Origin of the sequence: Acidianus manzaensis (genome assembly GCF_002116695.1) — an archaeon.
Lineage (GTDB): Archaea > Thermoproteota > Thermoprotei_A > Sulfolobales > Sulfolobaceae > Acidianus > Acidianus manzaensis.
This window is the reverse complement of the sequence record NZ_CP020477.1, coordinates 2,303,303-2,321,558: the sequence shown is the minus strand read 5'-3', so window position 1 is coordinate 2,321,558 and position 18,256 is coordinate 2,303,303. Positions and strand designations below refer to the sequence as shown.

The window sequence follows — 18,256 nt, the reverse complement described above, 5'->3', positions numbered from 1 at the left end:
TTAAATATTCTTAAAACCAATTGTTAAGTTAGCAAAAAGTACTAAAGATTAGATATTACACTAAGGTTGTTATTCATTTTCGTTTTAAGATAAGGAATTCCTATTATGTCTTTAAAAAGATGCTAAATAGCCTTACTCAGAATTTTGAAATAGAGTTACAGGCTAAACAAAAAGGATTGAAATTTCTTAAGAATTCCATCTGTTTATTATTTCTGAGTTTGGAAGAACTAACATTAGTCTTTGTAAGTTTGCTAATGATCTTTCATGTGCGTCTTTATCTCCTGATGATACTGCTTCTTTTGCAATCACTGGTAAAAATCCTAATGCTTGTGCATGTCTTGCTGAAGTCTCTACACCTATATCTGTTGCTATTCCTGTAAATACAATAGTTGTTATTCCTATATTTCTTAGCATTAATTCAAAGTTTGTTCCTACAAAAATATCTGCAGTGTTTTTGTTTAATATTACGTCTCCTTCTTTGGGATATACTTCTTTTACTATGTCTCCAGGGTTAAATGATCTTCTCATGTAAGGTGGTTGGAATCTTTCTGGTAATGGTGTTATTTTTGTGTAGACTATTGGCACATTATTTTTTCTAGCACTGTCAATAAGTTCTTGAAGTTTTGGAATAAACTCACTCTTATTAAATATGTTGTTTACTAATGCTTCTTGTACATCCCATACTACTAGAACTGAATTGTCTTTTCTTATGTGTTTTTTTAACTCGTCTAAATTAAACCAAGCCATATGTATGTAAGGTAAACTAAATAAAAAAGATTTTATACTCAATTTTTTGGTATCAAATTTATTAGACAAAGCTTTAACGAATTCGTATGAATGTAATAAAATTAGTGTAGAGAAATAAATCTATTTTTTATTAAGGATCTTCTGTTGTGGATTTACTGATGTTGAGTGATGCATCAGAATAGTAAATTGATTCTTGTGAATGTGTCAGTTTTCTTATATTCTTTTTGTAACTTTTAAATAATATTTTAAATATGGTGTGTCTTCTATTTTTTCTTTAGATAGATAATCTAAGTAGAGCCCTTTTGGTTTTTCTCTTTTATTTTGAGTTATAATTAATTCTTTTTCTGTAGCTATAATGTCTACTGGGACGTCGAATATTTCTGTCGGTATTTTGTCAACTATCTGTATACTATGTACTGTAGTAGCTACTGGAGTGTTTTCATCTATTTTTCCTTGTTCTCTTAGTATTGCGTATTCTAATTCGCTGTAGCCTTCACCTTTTCCTACTCTATCTCCTGTTCTTGTTACTGCTACTGAACCTACAATAATCATGTCTATTTTAGGAATTTTATCAAAGTCTATTTTTTCTCCTTCTGAGGTAAAACCTGAGATTGAAGATGCTTTTCTGGGATCTGATATTCTCTTACCATCTAAGAGAAAGAATTGTCCCCTTAATCTTGGTGTTGGAGTTAGGATTTTCTTTCCTTCTCTTAGGGCTATTTCTCTTACTTTTCTCTGCGGAGAGTCAGGATTTATTTTTATTATGCTGGCTTGTTTGAATTCTTTTGTTTCTGTTAATATTTTGGCTGCTTTTTCTGATCCTTTAAAATTTGGTATTCTTCCATAAACTGGTCTAGGGAATGATGCTATGTTTTTCTCTTCTAATGTTTTCCAAACGAGTTGTCTTATCTCTTGCTTATTCATGCTAGTTTATGAAAGATCTTTTATTTTAAAAGTTAAAAACTATCCATTAGACGTGTAGAAAATACTTTAGTTCTAACTTTTATAAACTTCATGTATAAAATAAAAACAGAGGATTATGACTGAAGAGATAGTGAAGAGTTTAATAAATAATGATGAGTTTATCAACAAAGTTGCCAATGAAATAGCTGATAAGATTGTAATAAAAGAAATAAAAGAAATGAAAGCTATCTTGGCAGATATTAATAAGAAAATGCAAGATTTTAGTGACGAACATAAGCTTATTTGGGAAAAATTTGATGAAAATGATAGAAAGTTCTATAAATTACTTGAAGAAATGAAAGAAGAATTCAAAAAAAGAGACGAAAAACTAGACTCAACAATAAAAGAAATGAAAGAAGAATTCAAAAAAAGAGACGAAAAGTTCGACGCCATGTTAAAATCAATTAGAAAACTTGAGAAACAAAATGACCAAACGCTAAGAACAATAGCTAACATGACTACATCGTTAGAGCAAGAAGCAATGGAACACGTAATGTATATGCTGAAAAATAAGTTTAACATGGAAGTAGATCTTTACAGATTAGAAATTAAAAATATAGAAATAGATATTTATGGAGAAAACAAGGATTATGTAGTAATTGGAGAAGTAAAAACTAGAGGAGGAATAAGTACATTAAAACAATTTGAAAAACATCTAAAAATAATTAAACAAGCAAAACCTGAAATAAATAATAAAAAACTTATCTTAATTATCTATGCTCCAGTAGTAACAAAAGAACTAGTTGATTCTTGCAGAGAAAAAGGAATATACTTAACTAATGGATATAGAGACTTTACAGAATTAAAACTTCCATAAAGAGAGAGGCTCACATTAATGGTTTTCGCAAATAGTTTGCGGAGCATCTGAGAATTAAGGTTATTCTCTTTATTAGAACTATTCATAGAATTCTCGTATAGTTTTAAAATGATATACACTATTTCACAAATCACATTTTACTAAATAGATAGCATGATGGGTAAAATTATCGGGACAAGTAAGGTAAGTATAACACCATTTATTAAAGCTCCTACACCGTATTCATTTCCTAAAACATCAACATAAAAACCTAAAGTTACATCCATTGATGTTGCTCCACCTACTGCTATAGCTCCAATTGGTGAAGATCTGGTTTTAAGTAAAAATGGGAGTAAAGAAAAAGTAAGTTGTTCTCTCAAAAAATTTACTAAAAATCCTATTACTCCATATATTGGACCATAATATTTAGCTACTATTGGCCCTGTGTAAGAATACCAACCTGAGCCCAAGGAAATAGATAAAGCCAAATTAAACGGTTTTATTCCAAGAATAAATAAAACTATTGAAGAAATTACTCCACCTAATATTACTATGAGGATAGAAGATATTGCTACTCTGGAAATTCTTCTGAGGATTTCTTTGTTTATATCTTTTCCTACTGCAATTCCTATAACAAATGCCAAGATGTAAAGTTCATAATCTATTATAGAATTAAAAGGTAAATTAAATTTAAGTATAAAACCAGAAATAAAACCTGCTAGTAAAGGAATAATATACTTAAGCTGAGTTCTTAGCGATACTTTTATCTGTCTTCTTTTATCCCCTCTTTTTTCTACGTCTATAGTTATAAATGAACCTAAAAAGTACGTTATAGCGACAATTGCTATTGACGATATAATTGAAAGATATAATATTCTTTCTATGGCTTGAGAAGATAGCTGTACGCCTCCCCAATACGCTATAGTAAAAATTAAGAGTAAAACCACTAAGTCAGAGAGCATAGAAGGACTCTTTTTAATTATTTTATTGCCTAAGAGTAATGAAATTGCATAAACTAAGATAAAGGTAACGGTAAAGTTCAATGCTAGTGAAATTTATGTATAGAATATAAAAAATTAATGGGATAATTCAACTTACTCTTCATTGACGGCAAGATCTCCTAATCAATTCTGTATATAAGATAAGGATCAAGTAGTTCATCGATTCTATCTTTGCGTTTTATAAAGTTGAGAGCTCTATATAAGCGATTTTTCTATCACTTTTGTAAACTTTTTTTGCATACTTTTTTAACTTCTAGGGGTAGAAGTAACTTCTAGGGGTAGAAGTTGCTCTTTAATCCAACACCTAAGGATGAAAGAAAGGATTTCTTTGACAAAGAAAAAGAGATGGAACAATTGAAAGAATTAAGGACTCCTTTAATTCTAGTTTTAGGCCTTAGAAGAACAGGGAAATCTTCTTTGATAAAAATTTCAACGAAAGAACTTGAGCACGAAAAAGGAACAATAACAATTTATATAGATTTAAGAAAATTTGAAGAGAAAAATTATTTTTCATATCGTGAATTTCTCCTTCAATTACAGAGTGAGATAAATAAACTAAAGAGATTTTCAAAGATTATAGATTCACTTAAAAAGATAGAAGGAGTCTCAATTGCTGGTAATGAGATTAGACTCAGCTGGAATAAAGAAGATAGGCTTCAATTTTCTTCTTTGCTTGATGCATTAGAAGAGGGAAGTGATAATAAAGTTGTAATAGTTTTGGATGAAGCACAAGAATTACTAAAGATGAGAGGATTGAATATTTTACCTAGTTTAGCTTATGCTTACGATAATTTAAAAAAAGTGAAGATCATAATAAGCGGATCTGAAATTGGCTTACTTTATGATTTTCTTAGAATTAACGATGCTAAAAGCCCTCTTTATGGCAGGGCATTTTCCACAGTAGAATTAAAGCCATTCAGTAAGGAAGAAGCTATGGAGTTTTTAAGAAAGGGTTTTGAAGAACTAAAGATTCCTTTCAATAAGGAGGAGGAAACATATGAAAAACTAGGAGGCATACCTGGATGGTTAACATATTTTGGATTTACTTATTTGGAATCAAGAAATTATGAAGAGAGTATAAACAGAACTTTAGATTATGCAAAACTCTTAATAAAGAAAGAGTTCGATAGTTTTATCTCAGCTAGATATACTGCTAAGAAGAGATATTATATAATTATGAAAGTGATAAGCAGATGCGGTAGATGGAGTGATGTTAAAAGGGCTTTGGAAGCTGAAGAAGGAATTGAAATTAGCGATTCTGAGGTTTATAATTACTTATCACAACTTACGAAGCATTCTTGGATAGTTAAAAATAATGAAATGTATTGTCCATCTGAGCCTCTTATAGGATATACGTTCACCTAATTTGATAGCAAATATATTCAATTAATAATATTTTTATAAATGCACTATTTACTCTAAAAATCTTTCTCTACATAGTTAATTTTATCTTATTCGTAATATTATATGTTTTTAGACTTTGTTAGTTTGATATAGCTATTCTGCTTCTTTTTTAGCTGGTATTATCGATTAACGTATTACTTTCAATTTGTGATTTGTTTCTTTTTACCTTTGCTTCTTGTGGATTTTACGTGTTTTTCATTCTCTATATTAGAATTTCATAATACAGAGTATAATTAACTTCAGATTAACTTGACATTTTGAGCATAAAGTTTTCTAACCTAAAACTTCTAGGCAAAACCATAAAAACCTTACTTCTAAGGGAAAAACTAGGACTAGACTATTTCATATGCATAAAGTAAAAATCTTAATAATAGAGAGAAATATTTGTTTATACTCCAAAAATATAAGAATTAAAAAATTAAAGACACGAATTTAGAGTAACATTGGATTATACTCTATTCTAACGAGAATAAAACGTCAAAAATAACGCAAGTAGAGTCTAGAGGAAATTAAATAGTATTTTTAATCCTTATTAGTAATAAAGATTATAGTATTTTTTTCTAATCTTAGAAACATTTTTATTAGACCTACTAGGAAAAATCAAAGTAAAACTTCTAATTCCTTATTTCTTCGTTATCCCTAGGATTAATATACTTTAAATTCTAATTTCAGGAATAATCTTGTTTTAAGAAATTCAAAATCATATTATAAGTACTCTTTCTGTTATGCAAACCATTTTAATTCTTAGACAGATTTTCTGTATAATACAAGAATTACCAAAACCTTGGTTCAACATAGAAGAATATAGAAAGACTAGATTATTAGAGGGGTTTGGGTCTCATTGAATTTCATATATTTTGTATTCAATTCTCGACCCTTGGAGTTCACCGAAGTCACGAACACTCATCCCTCTTCCTCCCATTAGGGGAATAACCCCACTCACCCTCTCAGGATGAGAAAACCCCCACATTCTGAGGTTAAAATTCTTCAAATACCTCTTGAAAATATTTAATGACGCACTAAATTGCCTATCCAAAGCGAAACCACACCTCCCACACCTAAAAGTCCTGCCAACCATTCGGGAACCAACCCATCCACATCTGGGGCAAGACCTAGACGTAAGATACGGATCTACCTCAACAACCCTACAATTATAGAAAAAAGCCTTATACCTCAACACACCAACCAACTTCCTCCAAACAGTCCTCGACAATTTTCTTGATAAAGAATCACTACCATCTTTAAACATACCCTCCTTATTAAGCTTCTCAAAAACCAAAACATGATTATTGTAAAGGCTAAGGATAAGATTAGCCAACTTATGAACCAAATCATTAACCCTATTCCTCTCACGATGAGAATACTTATTCAACAACCTCCTCCCAACCCTAAACTTCTTAGACGCTAAAGACTGAACCCTACTCCTCTTCTCCTGCATAATAAACTTCAAACTATAAAGTTGCTTCGTTGACACCATCACAAACTTCTCGCCATCATAACCGTCTAGGGAGAAAAGATTTGAATCAAATGCAACAACCTCGAGAGGTGTAGTAGTTGGTAATTCTTTTCTAAAAACTAAGTGCACTTTATCCTCCTTGATGATTGGTTCTGTTAGTTCAAAATCTTCTACTCTTTTTGAAAACCACGTTTTATCCCAAGAGTAAGTGATGTATTCATAAGGTTTTACAGTGATTCTAACGCTTTTTCCTTCAACTTTTCTTAGTGTGGTTTTTACTCTCACGTAACCTTTCTTTACTAGTGGTGGTTTGAATTTGGCTTTTTTCTTCTCGTATTTTCTTTTCCATGACTCAAGGATTGAGTATGTGTCGTGTATTGCTTGGTCTATGTAGTGTTTTGCTAGGTTGTAGTTGTTTTGGTTGATTAGGTATTTTCTTAGTTCTTTGTATGTGTTTTTGTTTTTTGGTAGTAGTATTTTATTAGTTTTCTTGACGTGTATTATTGTTATTTTTTTGAATAAGTATTGTATTCCTTTGTTTAGTAATTTTGTGTATGCTTTTATTAGTTCTTTGCTTTTTTCTTGGTTGTTTTTTATTATGTATGTTATGTGTAGGTATTGAGTTTGTGGTTGGAATGTTTTAATTCTTAAGTTCTTCAATGCATTTCTTCACCTTTTCATACTTATGACTCCTCATTCCATACAACTTTCCAGAGAATGAGACTAAGATGCTGATTAAGTCTTCAATTAATTCTTGTTCTGGTGTTTTATCCTCTGCTTCTAACACTACTATTTCACAGTTGTGTGCTTTGCATACTTCTTCTAGTATCTCGTAACCAAATCTTACTAGTCTGTCCTTGTATGTAACTACAATTTTGCTTACTTCGTTGTTTAGTATCATTCTAAGTAGTTTTTGGAATCCTTTTCTTTTCATGTTTAATCCAGAACTTACATCGGAGATTACTAAGTCGTATTGTTGTACTTTACTTTGCAGGTAGTTCAATTGGTTTACAAGGTCATCTTTTTGTGTGTTTGATGGTACTCTTGCATATAACACTACTTTCTTTTTTCTTATTATTCCTTCTAGTTTTTCTATGTCTTCTTCTTTGAATCTTGTTTTTCCAGATGGTAGTTTTACTGGTGTTATTATTCCCTTCTTAACGTAATCTTGTAATGTTCTGTATGATATTCCTAGTCTTTGGCATACTTCTTTTGGTCTTAGCATTGTAAATAAGTTCGTATACAAATTATAAAAACTTTACGCTCTAACTGAAACAGTTTTCCACGGCTAAATTTGAAGAGGAAATAGCAAGAAAATTTTTAGAAGAAAATTTAATACGAAATTCTGCCGGAAAAACTTATCAATCATGGAAGGCCTTAGTTGCAGCTTTTGCTTCTAAAAATAGAGAAAAACTAAAAAGTTTATTCCAAGGAAAAGTAAGAATTAAAGGGGGCAAAAAAGTAGAGAAGGTTGATTGGATAATAGCTGTAATGCCAAGTACTGTATTAAAGATAGTTGCCCAGACTATTGGAGGTAAAATAGATGTTTATACTAACTTAGCATTACTAATTCATTCTTATCAGTACAATGGACCAGACTCTCAAGGAATATTAAGTCCTTATATTAATGATGAGTCAGCTAAAGCTGATATTGTTAAATTACTGGACATTATTAACGAGATACTAAAGGAGGAAGGAGTAAAAGAATAAGTGAAAAATCTGTTATTGCTTAAAATCTAACATCCATTTCCATGTTTTTATTACAGGAATTGTTTCATCGTTAATCTTTATTTCTTTCTCTTCATCAAAAGTAAGTATAGTAGCTTTTACGTCTTTATCTTTTTTACTAATCTCTATTATTCCCTTAATTTCTCTATCAAGATCGTTAAGGGAATAAGTTACTTGATACATTTCTTTTATCTTATTATTTTCTAAAATTAGAAAGTCTACTTCGTTTTTACCTCTATAGTAAAATATATTTCTAGATCCATATCTTCTCAAAAGTTCTATAAAAACTGCGTTTTCTAATAATGGACCTAGAGTTTCGTTTAGTTTATATCCTATCACGTTTGAAATTCCTTGGTCTATGACGTATACTTTTTTCTCTGCTCTTACCATTTGCGTTAATTTTGAGCTTAATGGATTTACAAAAAATATGAGGTATGAATTAAGAAGGCATTGGGTATATCTTTCTACATTTCTGATTGGAATTTGCAATGTTCTTGAAATTCTTCTCAAAGAGATCCTATTACCTACATTTGTAATGTAATATAAGCTTAAGTTCTTAACCTGGTTTTCATTCTTTATTTTGCAACACTTTACAACGTCTTTACTTAATATATCTTCATAGAGATTTAATAGTATGTTTTCTTTCATTTCGTTTATTGCAACTAGTGGAAATCCGCCAAATTTTAAATATTCTAAAAATAGAGATTTTATTTTTGTCTCATTTGCTAATATATCTAGTTCTGATTTCAATTCTACTCCTTTAAATTGTAAAAATTCTTTGAATGAAAGAGGATATACTTCAACAGAAATATGTCTTCCGGATAACGTTTCTCTTAATTTTCCTTTTGTAATTGCACTTGTAGATCCAGATACAGCTATATAGGCTTCTTTTCTATCTATTAATGATCTGGCAAAATTTTCCCAATTTTTTACCTTTTGTACCTCATCTAGGAATATAAAAGGTTTGGATTTTTTATCTTTTCTTATCTCTTGATATATTTCGTAAAGTTGAAATAATGAATTAGCATCTGTGATTTCGTTAAATCTTGGATCTTCAAAATTAATTATAAGAGTATTAAGGGGATCAGTACCATTTTTTATTAATTTCTGAATTACTTGGTTAAATATTGTAGATTTACCTGATCTCTTTACACCTACTACATCTACTAACAATCCTGAAAGCAAGATTCGTATAATCTTTTCAGAATATTGCCTTGGAAAACCAGAATATTGATCTTTATACCAGAAATTCCAGTCTATCAAAGCCTTTAGCAATAATTCTCTGTCCACAAAGTCATTTGCTATCAATCTTCTTAAACTTGACTCTCTTAGTGAGTCAAAATAATTAAAACTTGACTCTCTTAGTGAGTCAAAATATTAGACTCAAAGAAAGTTACTACACAATTCTATTAACACTAGCTTTTCAGAAGAAAAAATATTACAATTAAATAAAAAATCAATGAAGATTAAATAAAGCTTCTAGATCTATCTTATAAGTCAGAAAGTTGAGTAAATAGTCTTTTATTAAAGCGTTAATGCAAATAGAATATTTAAACTAGTGTTCAAAATATTGTTAATGATATATGGTTTCGTCTCTAATGGAAAAATAGCAGCATTGTATGACGAGAATTTTTACATAAGATCTTTATATTATCCTTATCTAGGGCAATATAATCATTCTGTAGCAGGATATTTTAAAATAGGGGTATGGCATGATGGAAAATTCACTTGGTTGGATAATATAAAAGATAAAAGGATTACAATGGATAATTTGACTGTAAATACTGAAATTAAATGGGATAATTTAAAAATATATCTTAGCGACGTTGCAGTTTTCTCTCATAGCGTAATAATGAGAAGAGTAAACGTAGAAGGACCAGGATTTGTTAGATTTATTTTTTATCATGATTTTAAATTGAATGGATATGAAATAGGAGATACTGCATTTTATAATCCTGAATTAGATGCAGTTTTACATTATAAGGATAATACTTGGTTCTTAATTGGCTCATCGCATAATATCTATGAATATACTACTGGAAGAAGAGATAAGAATGAAGTTTTGAGCGATTGTGAAGATGGAAAACTTAATAAGAATCCAATAGCTCAAGGATCTGTAGCTTCTGCTATATCTATTGCATATCCTTCCTTCTATTATTTCATAATAGCTGGAGAAAGTTTTGATCATGTAACAAAAATCTTTAATGAAATTAAAGAGAATCCTAAATTCCATTATGAGAAGAATAAATTCTACTGGGATTCTATTACTTCTTCTTTGTCTGATAATTTAGCCAAGATAAGCCTTGCAATTATGTTAGGTCATGTAGGCGATAACGGAGCGATACCGGCTTCTTTAGATACTGATATTTTGAAGTTTAATTTAGATACTTATGCTTATATTTGGCCTAGAGATTCAGCATTAACTGCAAATGTTCTAGATAATGCTGGATATTTCTCATTTACAAGGAATTTCTATGATCTAGTTTTTCATAAATTATTTTTGGACAAAGGATATTTATTTCAAAAATATAATCCAGATGGAACTTTTGGAAGTACGTGGCATCCATGGACAGTAAGGAGTAAGAATTCATTGAATATTCAAGAAGATGAAACTGCTACTGTAATCTGGGCTTTCTGGAATTATTTCTTAAAAAGTAGAGATTATGCTATGTTAAAGGATGTTTATCATGTAATTAGAAACGCTGCAAACTTTATGACTGATTTTAGGGATGAAAAGCTAAAATTACCTTTGGAGTCTTACGATTTATGGGAGGAAAAATTAGGAGTACATACTTATACTGTAGCTTCAGTATATGCTGGATTAAAAGCTGCAAGCAATTTTGCAAACATGGTAGGCGATGAAGAAAATAAGAAAAAATGGAACGATACAGCAGAGGAAGTTAAGAATTCTTTAAGAGAATATATGTTTGACAAGGAAAGAGGAGTATTTTATAAATATGTAAATATAGATGATGGAAAAATTACTTCAGTAGATAAAACTATAGAATCTAGCACTTTAGGTATTATCATTTTTGATGTTTTTGACATTAATGACCCAATAGTTGAAAGTAATGTAAAACAAGTTATGGATAAACTTTGGGTTAAGAATATAGGAGGATTAGCAAGATATGGAAATGATTATTATCAGAGAGTTAATGGAAATTACAATGGAATACCGGGTAATGTGTGGATAATAACTACAATGTGGTTAGCTCAATATTTTGCTAAAAAAGGAGATATAAATAAAACTAAAGAATTACTAGCCTGGGCTAACTCTCATGCAATTTCAGGATTATTACCAGAACAAATCAGCCCATTTGATGGGTCTCCCTTATCTGTTATTCCTTTATTATGGTCTCATAGCGAATATCTTAAAACTTATTTAATGATTAATAGAGGATAAACAATTAGTCCATAAAAAATTAAATTTATCCTTTTCTAGGAATTTTTTGTGTTGTATTTCCTCCTAATACAGAGAGTATAGCTGCTGCTACAATTATTGCTGCTGAAACTAGGAAAGCAAAGTGTAATCCAGAAACAAAACTATTGCTAATGTTCCCATCTAGAGAATGAACTCCCAAAAATATTTCAAATGCTACATATCTAGGGATTACTAATGTTGCAACTGTTATACTTAATACGTAGCTTAATGCAGTTCCTATACTTCCAAGCGTTCTGGAGATTCCAGATACTGCACCATAATATTCTCTTGGTGCACTAAACATAACTGCTGCTGCATTAGATGGCCAAAACATTGATGAGCCCGCTCCAGTAATTGCTGTTATTCCTAAAATATAATAAAAAGAAGTTGTTGGAGTTAATATAAAATAATAGAGCATCAAAGAAATAAATGTTAGAAGTAATCCTATTCCAGCCAGTATCCCAGGTTTTCCTCTATCAGCTATTCTCCCCATGAATGGGGCTAATATACTTGCTATTACGTAGCCTGGAGTTAACAGTAGTGAGGAATCTAATGGTGAAAGCCCTCTTACTCCTTGCAAATACATTATAAGTAAGAACGTCAATGCTAATGCTCCTATTCCTTGAAGAAAGCTAGCCATTAAAGAAAATGAAAGAATCCTTATTTTAAATACGTTAACATTTATTATTGGTGCCTTTACTTTCATTTCATTGAATAAAAATACTGGAACCAAAAGTAAACCTGCAACTATTTCTGCTATATATTCTGTTGTAAGTCCTGAACTTGCAGTAAGCATTGCACCTATAGAGATTAATGTTATTGATATGCCTAGTATTATTGCCCCACTTATATCTAACTTTGTATTTACTTTGTTTATTGTTTTGATTTCCCTAAATCCAATGATTGCAGATATTATTCCTATTGGTACGTTAATATAGAAAATATACCTCCAACCGATAAAAGTAGTTATAATACCACCTAGTACTATTCCAAGTAATGCTCCTACATTCCAGCCTAAGGAAGTTATCCCATAAGCTTGCCCTCTTTTATTTGGTGGAAATACATCAGCTATTATAGCATAACTGTTTGCTGTAAGTAGTGCTCCACCTATTGCCTGAAGTACTCTAAATGATATAAGTAAGTACACGTCTGGAGATAACCCACAAAGTGCTGAGGCTATAGTAAAAATTACAAATCCTATATTATATACTTTTGATCTTCCAGCAATGTCTCCTATTCTACCAGATTGTGTAGAGAGAATAGCTAGCACAATTAGATATGCTAATAAAACCCATATTGATAGATAAAGATCAGTATGGAGACTAATTGTCATAGTTGGTAATGCTAAAAGAACTATTGTAGTATCTACTGCGGCCATTAAAGTTCCTAAAGTAAGAACTATTAGTATTAATTTAATGTTCATAAGATGTTAGGATGTAATTATATAATTAAAACTATCTTTATCAGTGTTTATTTTCAGAGGATTTTAGAATAATTATTTAATATAACTTATTTAGATGGAGTGAAAATATTTTATAATTAATTATATGGTTCCTAACCACCAAGTAATTAAACTAAAATATTTATGTAGATATAAAAATTAATTATTTTGAAATTTTTTGTTGTAGTATTTCTTGTTGACCTGCTGATGCTCTCTGTTCTTTACCTCTAATTGCTGACAATACTAATGCTATTGCCAATATAGTTATTGATGCGAAGAAAGCCGAATGAACTCCTACTAAGAATTTTGCACCTACTCCTCCAATTAAATGTGATGTCCCGAGGAACACTTCAAAAGCTACATATCTAGGAATTGTTAATGACGCAACTGATATGGCTATAACGTAGCTTATTAATATTCCAGTATTTGCTAATGTCCTTAAGATTCCTGATATTCCACCGTAAAGTTGCTTAGGAGCATTAGCCATAACTGCACTATTATTTGCTGGATAAAACATTGATGTACCAATACCTCCTATAATTGAGGCTAGAATTATATCAATATAAGGAGTCGTTAGAGTTAATCTAGTGTATATAAATGCTGTTATCATCATAAAAGCTATACCTAATGTTGCAGGAATTCTAGCTCCTATTCTATCCGATAATCTTCCAGCTATAGGCCCTAACATACTAGCTAATACATAACCTGGAACCAACAATAATGAAGCATTAAATGGTGAAAGCCCTCTTATACCTTGCAAATACATTATAAGGATAAACGCAGTAGCTAAATATCCTGCACTTTGTAAGAATGATGCAAATAAAGACGCTGATAATACTCTATTCTTAAATGCTCTGAAATCTATTACTGGAAATTGTATTTTTCTTTCCACTAATGCAAAAGGAATTAATAGTAATGCACCAGCAATTATTAATGACATATTGAGCCTAGTTAAACCTACTCCAGCTGTTTCAGCAGCACCATACGTGATTAATGATAAGGCTAAGCCCAAAAGCACTACTCCAGGAATATCAAATTTTCTTTTCACAATATTTACATCTTTAATTTCCCTAAATCCAAAAATTACAGCCACTATTCCTATTGGTACGTTAATATAGAAAATATACCTCCAACCGATAAAAGTAGTTATAATACCGCCTAATACAATACCTAAAACTGCTCCTACATTCCAGCCTACTGATGTATAACCATAAGCTTTTCCCCTCATATTAGGAGGATAATAATCAGCTATTATTGCTCCGCTATTTGCTTGCAACATTGATGCTCCTATTGCTTGAAGACCTCTAAATCCTATTAATAACGATGCTGCAGGAGATGCACCACATAATGCTGAACCTATAGTAAATACTAAAAATCCTATGTTGTAAATTTTAGCTCTACCATAATTATCTCCTAATCTACCTACCTGTGTAGTTAATACTGCTGCTATTAATAAGTAAATAAGAATTACCCAAATTATTGTGAACAAATTTGTATGCAATGATTGGACTATCGTTGGCAATGCTAAGATTACTATTGTCGAATCTACTGCTGCCATCATTGTACCTAGAACTACTACAATAGTAACGAGGGATATTTTATTCATAAATTTATTTGTTAAACTTTACTTTAAAAAGATTTGGTATCTAACTTTTAAAATACTTACATATCAAAGAAGAAAAATAGCCTTTTACTTAGCTTCTTCCACTTCTGTTTCTACTTTTCTAGCTCTAAATGTATAGTTCTTAGTCCATAGAGAAGCTATGAGAGTTAATATCATCATTATAAAACCAAATATAGAAATGTAATCAAATGCTGTAGATGATGGTACAAGTCCTAAAACTAAAGGTTGATTATTATACATCATTATTATTGGTTGTTGATAAGTATCCATTAAAGATGTTGCTACTACTGGTCCAGCAGCTCCTCCTATAGTTCTTAACAACGTATTCATTCCCATTCCTGTTGTTCTAGCTTCATCTGGCAATGCTAATGCTACCATATTAACTAGTGGTATAATTACTGCCACTAATCCTACAGATGACAATAGTGCTCCAAATAATACTTCTGGTATTGTAGATCTATAGAATAGTAGTGAAAGATAAGCTAATGCTGATAATATACTTCCTATTATTAGAATTGGTCTTGGCCCTACTTTCGGCATAAGTCTTCCAAATATTGGACCAAAGATTACCATCCCTAGAGCTACTGGAGACATTAGTAAACCAGACTGTATTATAGTTAAGCCTAATCCATAAGGTGAGGGAAGTTGAGCATAGTACACTAGGAAAATGAAAACTGTAAACATTCCTACTCCAGAAACAAGTCCTGTTATGTTAGCTACTGCGAAATTCCTTATCTTAAATAAACTTAGTTTAAGTAACGGTTCTTTTATTTTTCTTTCTACTGCAAAGAAAACTCCATATAATATTATTCCGGAAATTAAGAAGTCTAAATTATCTAAAGAAGTCCATCCTAGTGTTGGACCTTCAGTAACATATACTAAAACTAAAACTGTTGCTAACCCTATTAATGACGCTCCTATATAATCTACCTTTTGTTGTTTTCTATGTCCAGTATGAGGTAAATATTTTTCAGATAAAACGAAGAGAATTAAGGATAATATTGCCGCAGTATGGAATGCGTAAGGCCAACCTAAATCTTGGACAATGTATGATCCTAAGAGTAAACCTATAGCTGGCCCTATCCCCATCATTGCGCTAAGTATTGCTTGAGCAAAAGCTACTTTCTCCCTAGGAAATAGATCAGTTATTATTGCAATAGCTATTGGAAACATTGAAAATCCTACTCCTTGAATTGCCCTTGCAGTAAGTAAAAACCATATATTTGGAGAAAATCCTGCCATTGCTACTGCTACAATATAAAATCCTATTGCAATAGTGTACATTTTCTTTTTACCATAAGTATCTGCTAGTTTTCCCATTAATGGTGATGTAGCTGCTGCTACTATCATATAAGCTGATGTTACCCAGCTGACTAATGTAGCCGATACTGAAAAATCACTTTCTATTGTTGGTAATGCTGGAATTACCATAGTTTCAACGTAGTTTACTATAAGTAACATTGAAGCAAGTAGAACTAAAGTTCTTGACCTAATATCCATGAGTTATTGTGTTCATAATAGAAGTTAAAAATTTTTCGATATATCTTTTTAACGTGATTTTGCGTTAATTTTTATCATAAATTTATAATTATAAAAATAAAGTAGAAGGATAGATAATTATTCAAATAACCATAATAGCCCACTGTTTATGAAAATGATTTAAATGAGATTTACTAAGTATTAAATTGGCGAGAATATGAAGTTGTTAAGGCTATATTTAATTTATAGACTATGGAAAATGTTCAAGAGATTTAGAAAATAAGAATAAGAGAATAAGATTTTTTATTAAGATAAACCAAATATTACATTCATGGAAATACTATTAAACGAATTAAATAAGCAATTATCTAACTTGAATAAAGAGTTTTATGAAAGAGTAATGCCTCCTGTAGATATTTACGAAGATGGAAATACTCTAATAGTAGTAGCTGATTTGCCCGGTTTCGATAAGAATAAAATAAGCGTCAGAATAACTAGTGATGGAGTTTTACATATAGAAGCTACAAGACAGATAGAAATGGCAGGAATAAAGCATTTGAATCAAAGACCAGAAAAAATAAGAAAAGACATTAAACTACCAGTAAGAGTCCCTAAAGATGCAGAAGTCCAAGGAAAATATGAAAATGGAGTATTAACGTTAAATATTCCAATAGAAGGAGTTGCTAAGGTAAAGATAGAGTAATAGAAAGTCCAAATATAGCGATAAGTATTGCAATATAGAAATTTCCTAAAAGTACGTAAGCTATAATGCTAGCAGCAATGATAGCACTTCCAATCCATTTTTTACTTCTTTTCTTGGTTTTTTCCGATTGAGGAATAAGTTCCATTTTTATTTTGTTAGAAAAAACTGTATAGTAGTCTTTGGCTTCGTCTAAAAGTGCTACTCTAGTTAATCCTAGGTCTTGAATTAATCTAATTAAATTATCTATAAAATCAAAATCTGGATCAATAAGCTTACAAGTACCTTCTAATACTGCAGACATTCTTAGATATGCTGCTAACCTCTCTGGTAATCTTAATGGGAATTTATAAAATGCTTCTGATGCAAGTTTATTAAAATCTTGTAATTCTATTTCCTCTAACTCTCTTCTTGCACTTTCTATAAGAAGTTGAAATCCTTTTATGAGAACTTTTCTGTCAGCGAAAGGCTGAACTGCACCTAATTGATCTAATAAGCTTACTACCATTATCGCATCTCCTCTACTTAGGCTAAGGTAAAGTCTGATTAGTTTTACTCTTGTTTCTGGATCTATTCTCCCAATCATTCCAAAATCATATAGGATAAGCCTTCCATCATTTGTTAAGGATATATTTCCAGGGTGAGGATCAGCATGAAATATTCTTCCGGTAAGTAAAGGATACATAAATGTTTTGAATACTCTCCAGGATAACATTCTTCTATCTACTGTTTTTAGAGCATCTTCTGAAGTTATTTTATATCCTCTAATATATTCCATTATCATTACTTGTTTTGTTGCTTTAATTACTCTTGGAATAACAATATCAAAGTCCTTTAATTCATCTTTTATCTTCTCTAAATTTTGAGCTTCTTTTGTATAGTCTAATTCATCAAATACTCTTTTTGAAAATAGATCTACTACTATTTTTATCGACTCAAGAAAGGAGGAGTCAAAAAGTAATCGTAAGTAAGGAAGAAGTCGCTTCATAATTTTTATATCAGTTCTTAATATCTCCTCAACGTTTGGTCTATTTACTTTAATTGCTACTTCCTTTCCTTCATATTTTCCTATATGTACTTGGCCTAAACTAGCTGCAGCTATTACGTCACCTACTTCAATATTATTTACGTATTTTGTCACTATTTTTAGTATTTCTTCTTTTGGTGCTGGGGGTACTTCGTCTTGAAGTCTTTGTAACTCATTAAGATATGCCTCTGGTAGTATATCTCCTCTAACTGAGAGGATTTGACCAAATTTTATAAATGTAGGACCTAGGTAGATTAGAGCATCAGTAAACAGTTTTGCTTCTTTTTGTAGTTCTTTTTGATCTATTTCTTCACCTTTTAGGATTCTTTCTCTTATATTTCTGTATTTTATTATTCTTGGTGCTAGTGTCCTCACTATAGTAATTGTCCTTGTAAAAGTATTCACAAAGATATTGAGTTAAATGTTAATAATATTATTAGTCTATGTACTGGTGCATTATCTAGTGTAC

At 30.7% G+C, this 18,256-nt stretch carries 15 protein-coding genes; 5 read left to right on the top strand and 10 right to left on the bottom strand.

What is annotated here, in order from left to right; translation table 11 throughout:
- Positions 1-186: 186 nt before the first annotated feature.
- Both B6F84_RS12140 and B6F84_RS12135 read right to left on the bottom strand, forming a co-directional pair.
- On the bottom strand, positions 187-747 hold the full coding sequence (locus tag B6F84_RS12140) for a cysteine hydrolase family protein (RefSeq protein ID WP_148692478.1): 561 nt from the start codon (positions 745-747) through the stop codon (positions 187-189).
- Between the two features lie 213 nt (positions 748-960).
- Entirely contained in the window at positions 961-1,671 is a 711-nt protein-coding gene (locus tag B6F84_RS12135) for a 5-formyltetrahydrofolate cyclo-ligase (RefSeq protein WP_148692477.1), read from the bottom strand.
- A gap of 115 nt (positions 1,672-1,786) precedes the next feature.
- On the opposite strand from B6F84_RS12135, the gene B6F84_RS12130 reads away from it, so the two are divergent.
- Positions 1,787-2,527, top strand: a complete 741-nt coding sequence (locus B6F84_RS12130) for a DUF8196 domain-containing protein (RefSeq protein ID WP_148692476.1) — start codon at positions 1,787-1,789, stop codon at positions 2,525-2,527.
- A gap of 140 nt (positions 2,528-2,667) precedes the next feature.
- On the opposite strand, the gene B6F84_RS12125 is transcribed toward B6F84_RS12130, so the two are convergent.
- Positions 2,668-3,468, bottom strand: a complete 801-nt coding sequence (locus B6F84_RS12125) for a LysO family transporter (RefSeq protein WP_148692475.1) — start codon at positions 3,466-3,468, stop codon at positions 2,668-2,670.
- A gap of 324 nt (positions 3,469-3,792) precedes the next feature.
- On the opposite strand from B6F84_RS12125, the gene B6F84_RS12120 reads away from it, so the two are divergent.
- Positions 3,793-4,872, top strand: a complete 1,080-nt coding sequence (locus tag B6F84_RS12120) for an AAA family ATPase (protein ID WP_148692474.1) — start codon at positions 3,793-3,795, stop codon at positions 4,870-4,872.
- Between the two features lie 877 nt (positions 4,873-5,749).
- Here B6F84_RS12120 and B6F84_RS12115 read toward each other — a convergent pair.
- Both B6F84_RS12115 and B6F84_RS12110 read right to left on the bottom strand, forming a co-directional pair.
- Positions 5,750-7,027 carry an RNA-guided endonuclease InsQ/TnpB family protein gene (locus B6F84_RS12115; RefSeq protein WP_148692473.1) on the bottom strand — a complete coding sequence of 426 codons (1,278 nt, stop codon included), beginning with the start codon at positions 7,025-7,027 and terminating at the stop codon, positions 5,750-5,752.
- Positions 7,008-7,592, bottom strand: coding sequence for an IS607 family transposase (locus B6F84_RS12110; protein ID WP_148692472.1), 585 nt, complete (start codon positions 7,590-7,592; stop codon positions 7,008-7,010). The genes B6F84_RS12115 and B6F84_RS12110 overlap by 20 nt, the downstream gene beginning before the upstream one ends.
- A 44-nt stretch (positions 7,593-7,636) precedes the next feature.
- Between B6F84_RS12110 and B6F84_RS12105 the strand changes: the two genes are divergently transcribed.
- Complete coding sequence (locus B6F84_RS12105) at positions 7,637-8,077, top strand: PaREP1 family protein (RefSeq protein ID WP_148692471.1); 441 nt, start codon at positions 7,637-7,639, stop codon at positions 8,075-8,077.
- A 12-nt stretch (positions 8,078-8,089) separates the two neighbouring features.
- On the opposite strand, the gene B6F84_RS12100 is transcribed toward B6F84_RS12105, so the two are convergent.
- Entirely contained in the window at positions 8,090-9,403 is a 1,314-nt protein-coding gene (locus tag B6F84_RS12100; protein ID WP_338025979.1) for an ATP-binding protein, read from the bottom strand.
- A gap of 268 nt (positions 9,404-9,671) precedes the next feature.
- On the opposite strand from B6F84_RS12100, the gene B6F84_RS12095 reads away from it, so the two are divergent.
- Entirely contained in the window at positions 9,672-11,498 is a 1,827-nt protein-coding gene (locus B6F84_RS12095) for a glycoside hydrolase family 15 protein (protein ID WP_148692470.1), read from the top strand.
- 25 nt (positions 11,499-11,523) lie between these two features.
- Here B6F84_RS12095 and B6F84_RS12090 read toward each other — a convergent pair whose 3' ends face one another.
- The 3 genes from B6F84_RS12090 to B6F84_RS12080 all read right to left on the bottom strand — a co-directional run bounded on the left by B6F84_RS12090 (position 11,524) and on the right by B6F84_RS12080 (position 16,081).
- The gene (locus B6F84_RS12090; protein WP_148692469.1) at positions 11,524-12,939 is read right to left on the bottom strand and encodes an MFS transporter; all 1,416 of its coding nucleotides are present in this window, start codon (positions 12,937-12,939) and stop codon (positions 11,524-11,526) included.
- Between the two features lie 181 nt (positions 12,940-13,120).
- Complete coding sequence (locus tag B6F84_RS12085) at positions 13,121-14,563, bottom strand: MFS transporter (protein WP_148692468.1); 1,443 nt, start codon at positions 14,561-14,563, stop codon at positions 13,121-13,123.
- 84 nt (positions 14,564-14,647) lie between these two features.
- The gene (locus tag B6F84_RS12080) at positions 14,648-16,081 is read right to left on the bottom strand and encodes an MFS transporter (RefSeq protein WP_148692467.1); all 1,434 of its coding nucleotides are present in this window, start codon (positions 16,079-16,081) and stop codon (positions 14,648-14,650) included.
- Positions 16,082-16,391: 310 nt separating this feature from the next.
- Here B6F84_RS12080 and hsp14 point away from each other — a divergent pair, with 310 nt between their 5' ends.
- The gene (hsp14, locus tag B6F84_RS12075; RefSeq protein ID WP_187152696.1) at positions 16,392-16,763 is read left to right on the top strand and encodes an archaeal heat shock protein Hsp14; all 372 of its coding nucleotides are present in this window, start codon (positions 16,392-16,394) and stop codon (positions 16,761-16,763) included.
- Here the strand turns inward: hsp14 and B6F84_RS12070 are convergent.
- Positions 16,744-18,192: an ABC1 kinase family protein gene (locus B6F84_RS12070; RefSeq protein WP_148692465.1), complete on the bottom strand. Its 1,449-nt coding sequence runs from the start codon at positions 18,190-18,192 to the stop codon at positions 16,744-16,746. The genes hsp14 and B6F84_RS12070 overlap by 20 nt on opposite strands.
- Positions 18,193-18,256: the final 64 nt, after the last annotated feature.

Bases quoted from the DNA above. Each gene is read 5' to 3' on its own strand.
- B6F84_RS12080 (WP_148692467.1), bottom strand. From the start codon at position 16,081: ATGGATATTAGGTCAAGAACTTTAGTTCTACTTGCTTCAATGTTACTT.
- B6F84_RS12090 (WP_148692469.1), bottom strand. From the start codon at position 12,939: ATGAACATTAAATTAATACTAATAGTTCTTACTTTAGGAACTTTAATG.
- B6F84_RS12135 (WP_148692477.1), bottom strand. From the start codon at position 1,671: ATGAATAAGCAAGAGATAAGACAACTCGTTTGGAAAACATTAGAAGAG.
- B6F84_RS12140 (WP_148692478.1), bottom strand. From the start codon at position 747: ATGGCTTGGTTTAATTTAGACGAGTTAAAAAAACACATAAGAAAAGAC.
- B6F84_RS12130 (WP_148692476.1), top strand. From the start codon at position 1,787: ATGACTGAAGAGATAGTGAAGAGTTTAATAAATAATGATGAGTTTATC.
- B6F84_RS12125 (WP_148692475.1), bottom strand. From the start codon at position 3,468: ATGCTCTCTGACTTAGTGGTTTTACTCTTAATTTTTACTATAGCGTAT.
- B6F84_RS12110 (WP_148692472.1), bottom strand. From the start codon at position 7,592: ATGCTAAGACCAAAAGAAGTATGCCAAAGACTAGGAATATCATACAGA.
- hsp14 (WP_187152696.1), top strand. From the start codon at position 16,392: ATGGAAATACTATTAAACGAATTAAATAAGCAATTATCTAACTTGAAT.
- B6F84_RS12095 (WP_148692470.1), top strand. From the start codon at position 9,672: ATGATATATGGTTTCGTCTCTAATGGAAAAATAGCAGCATTGTATGAC.
- B6F84_RS12085 (WP_148692468.1), bottom strand. From the start codon at position 14,563: ATGAATAAAATATCCCTCGTTACTATTGTAGTAGTTCTAGGTACAATG.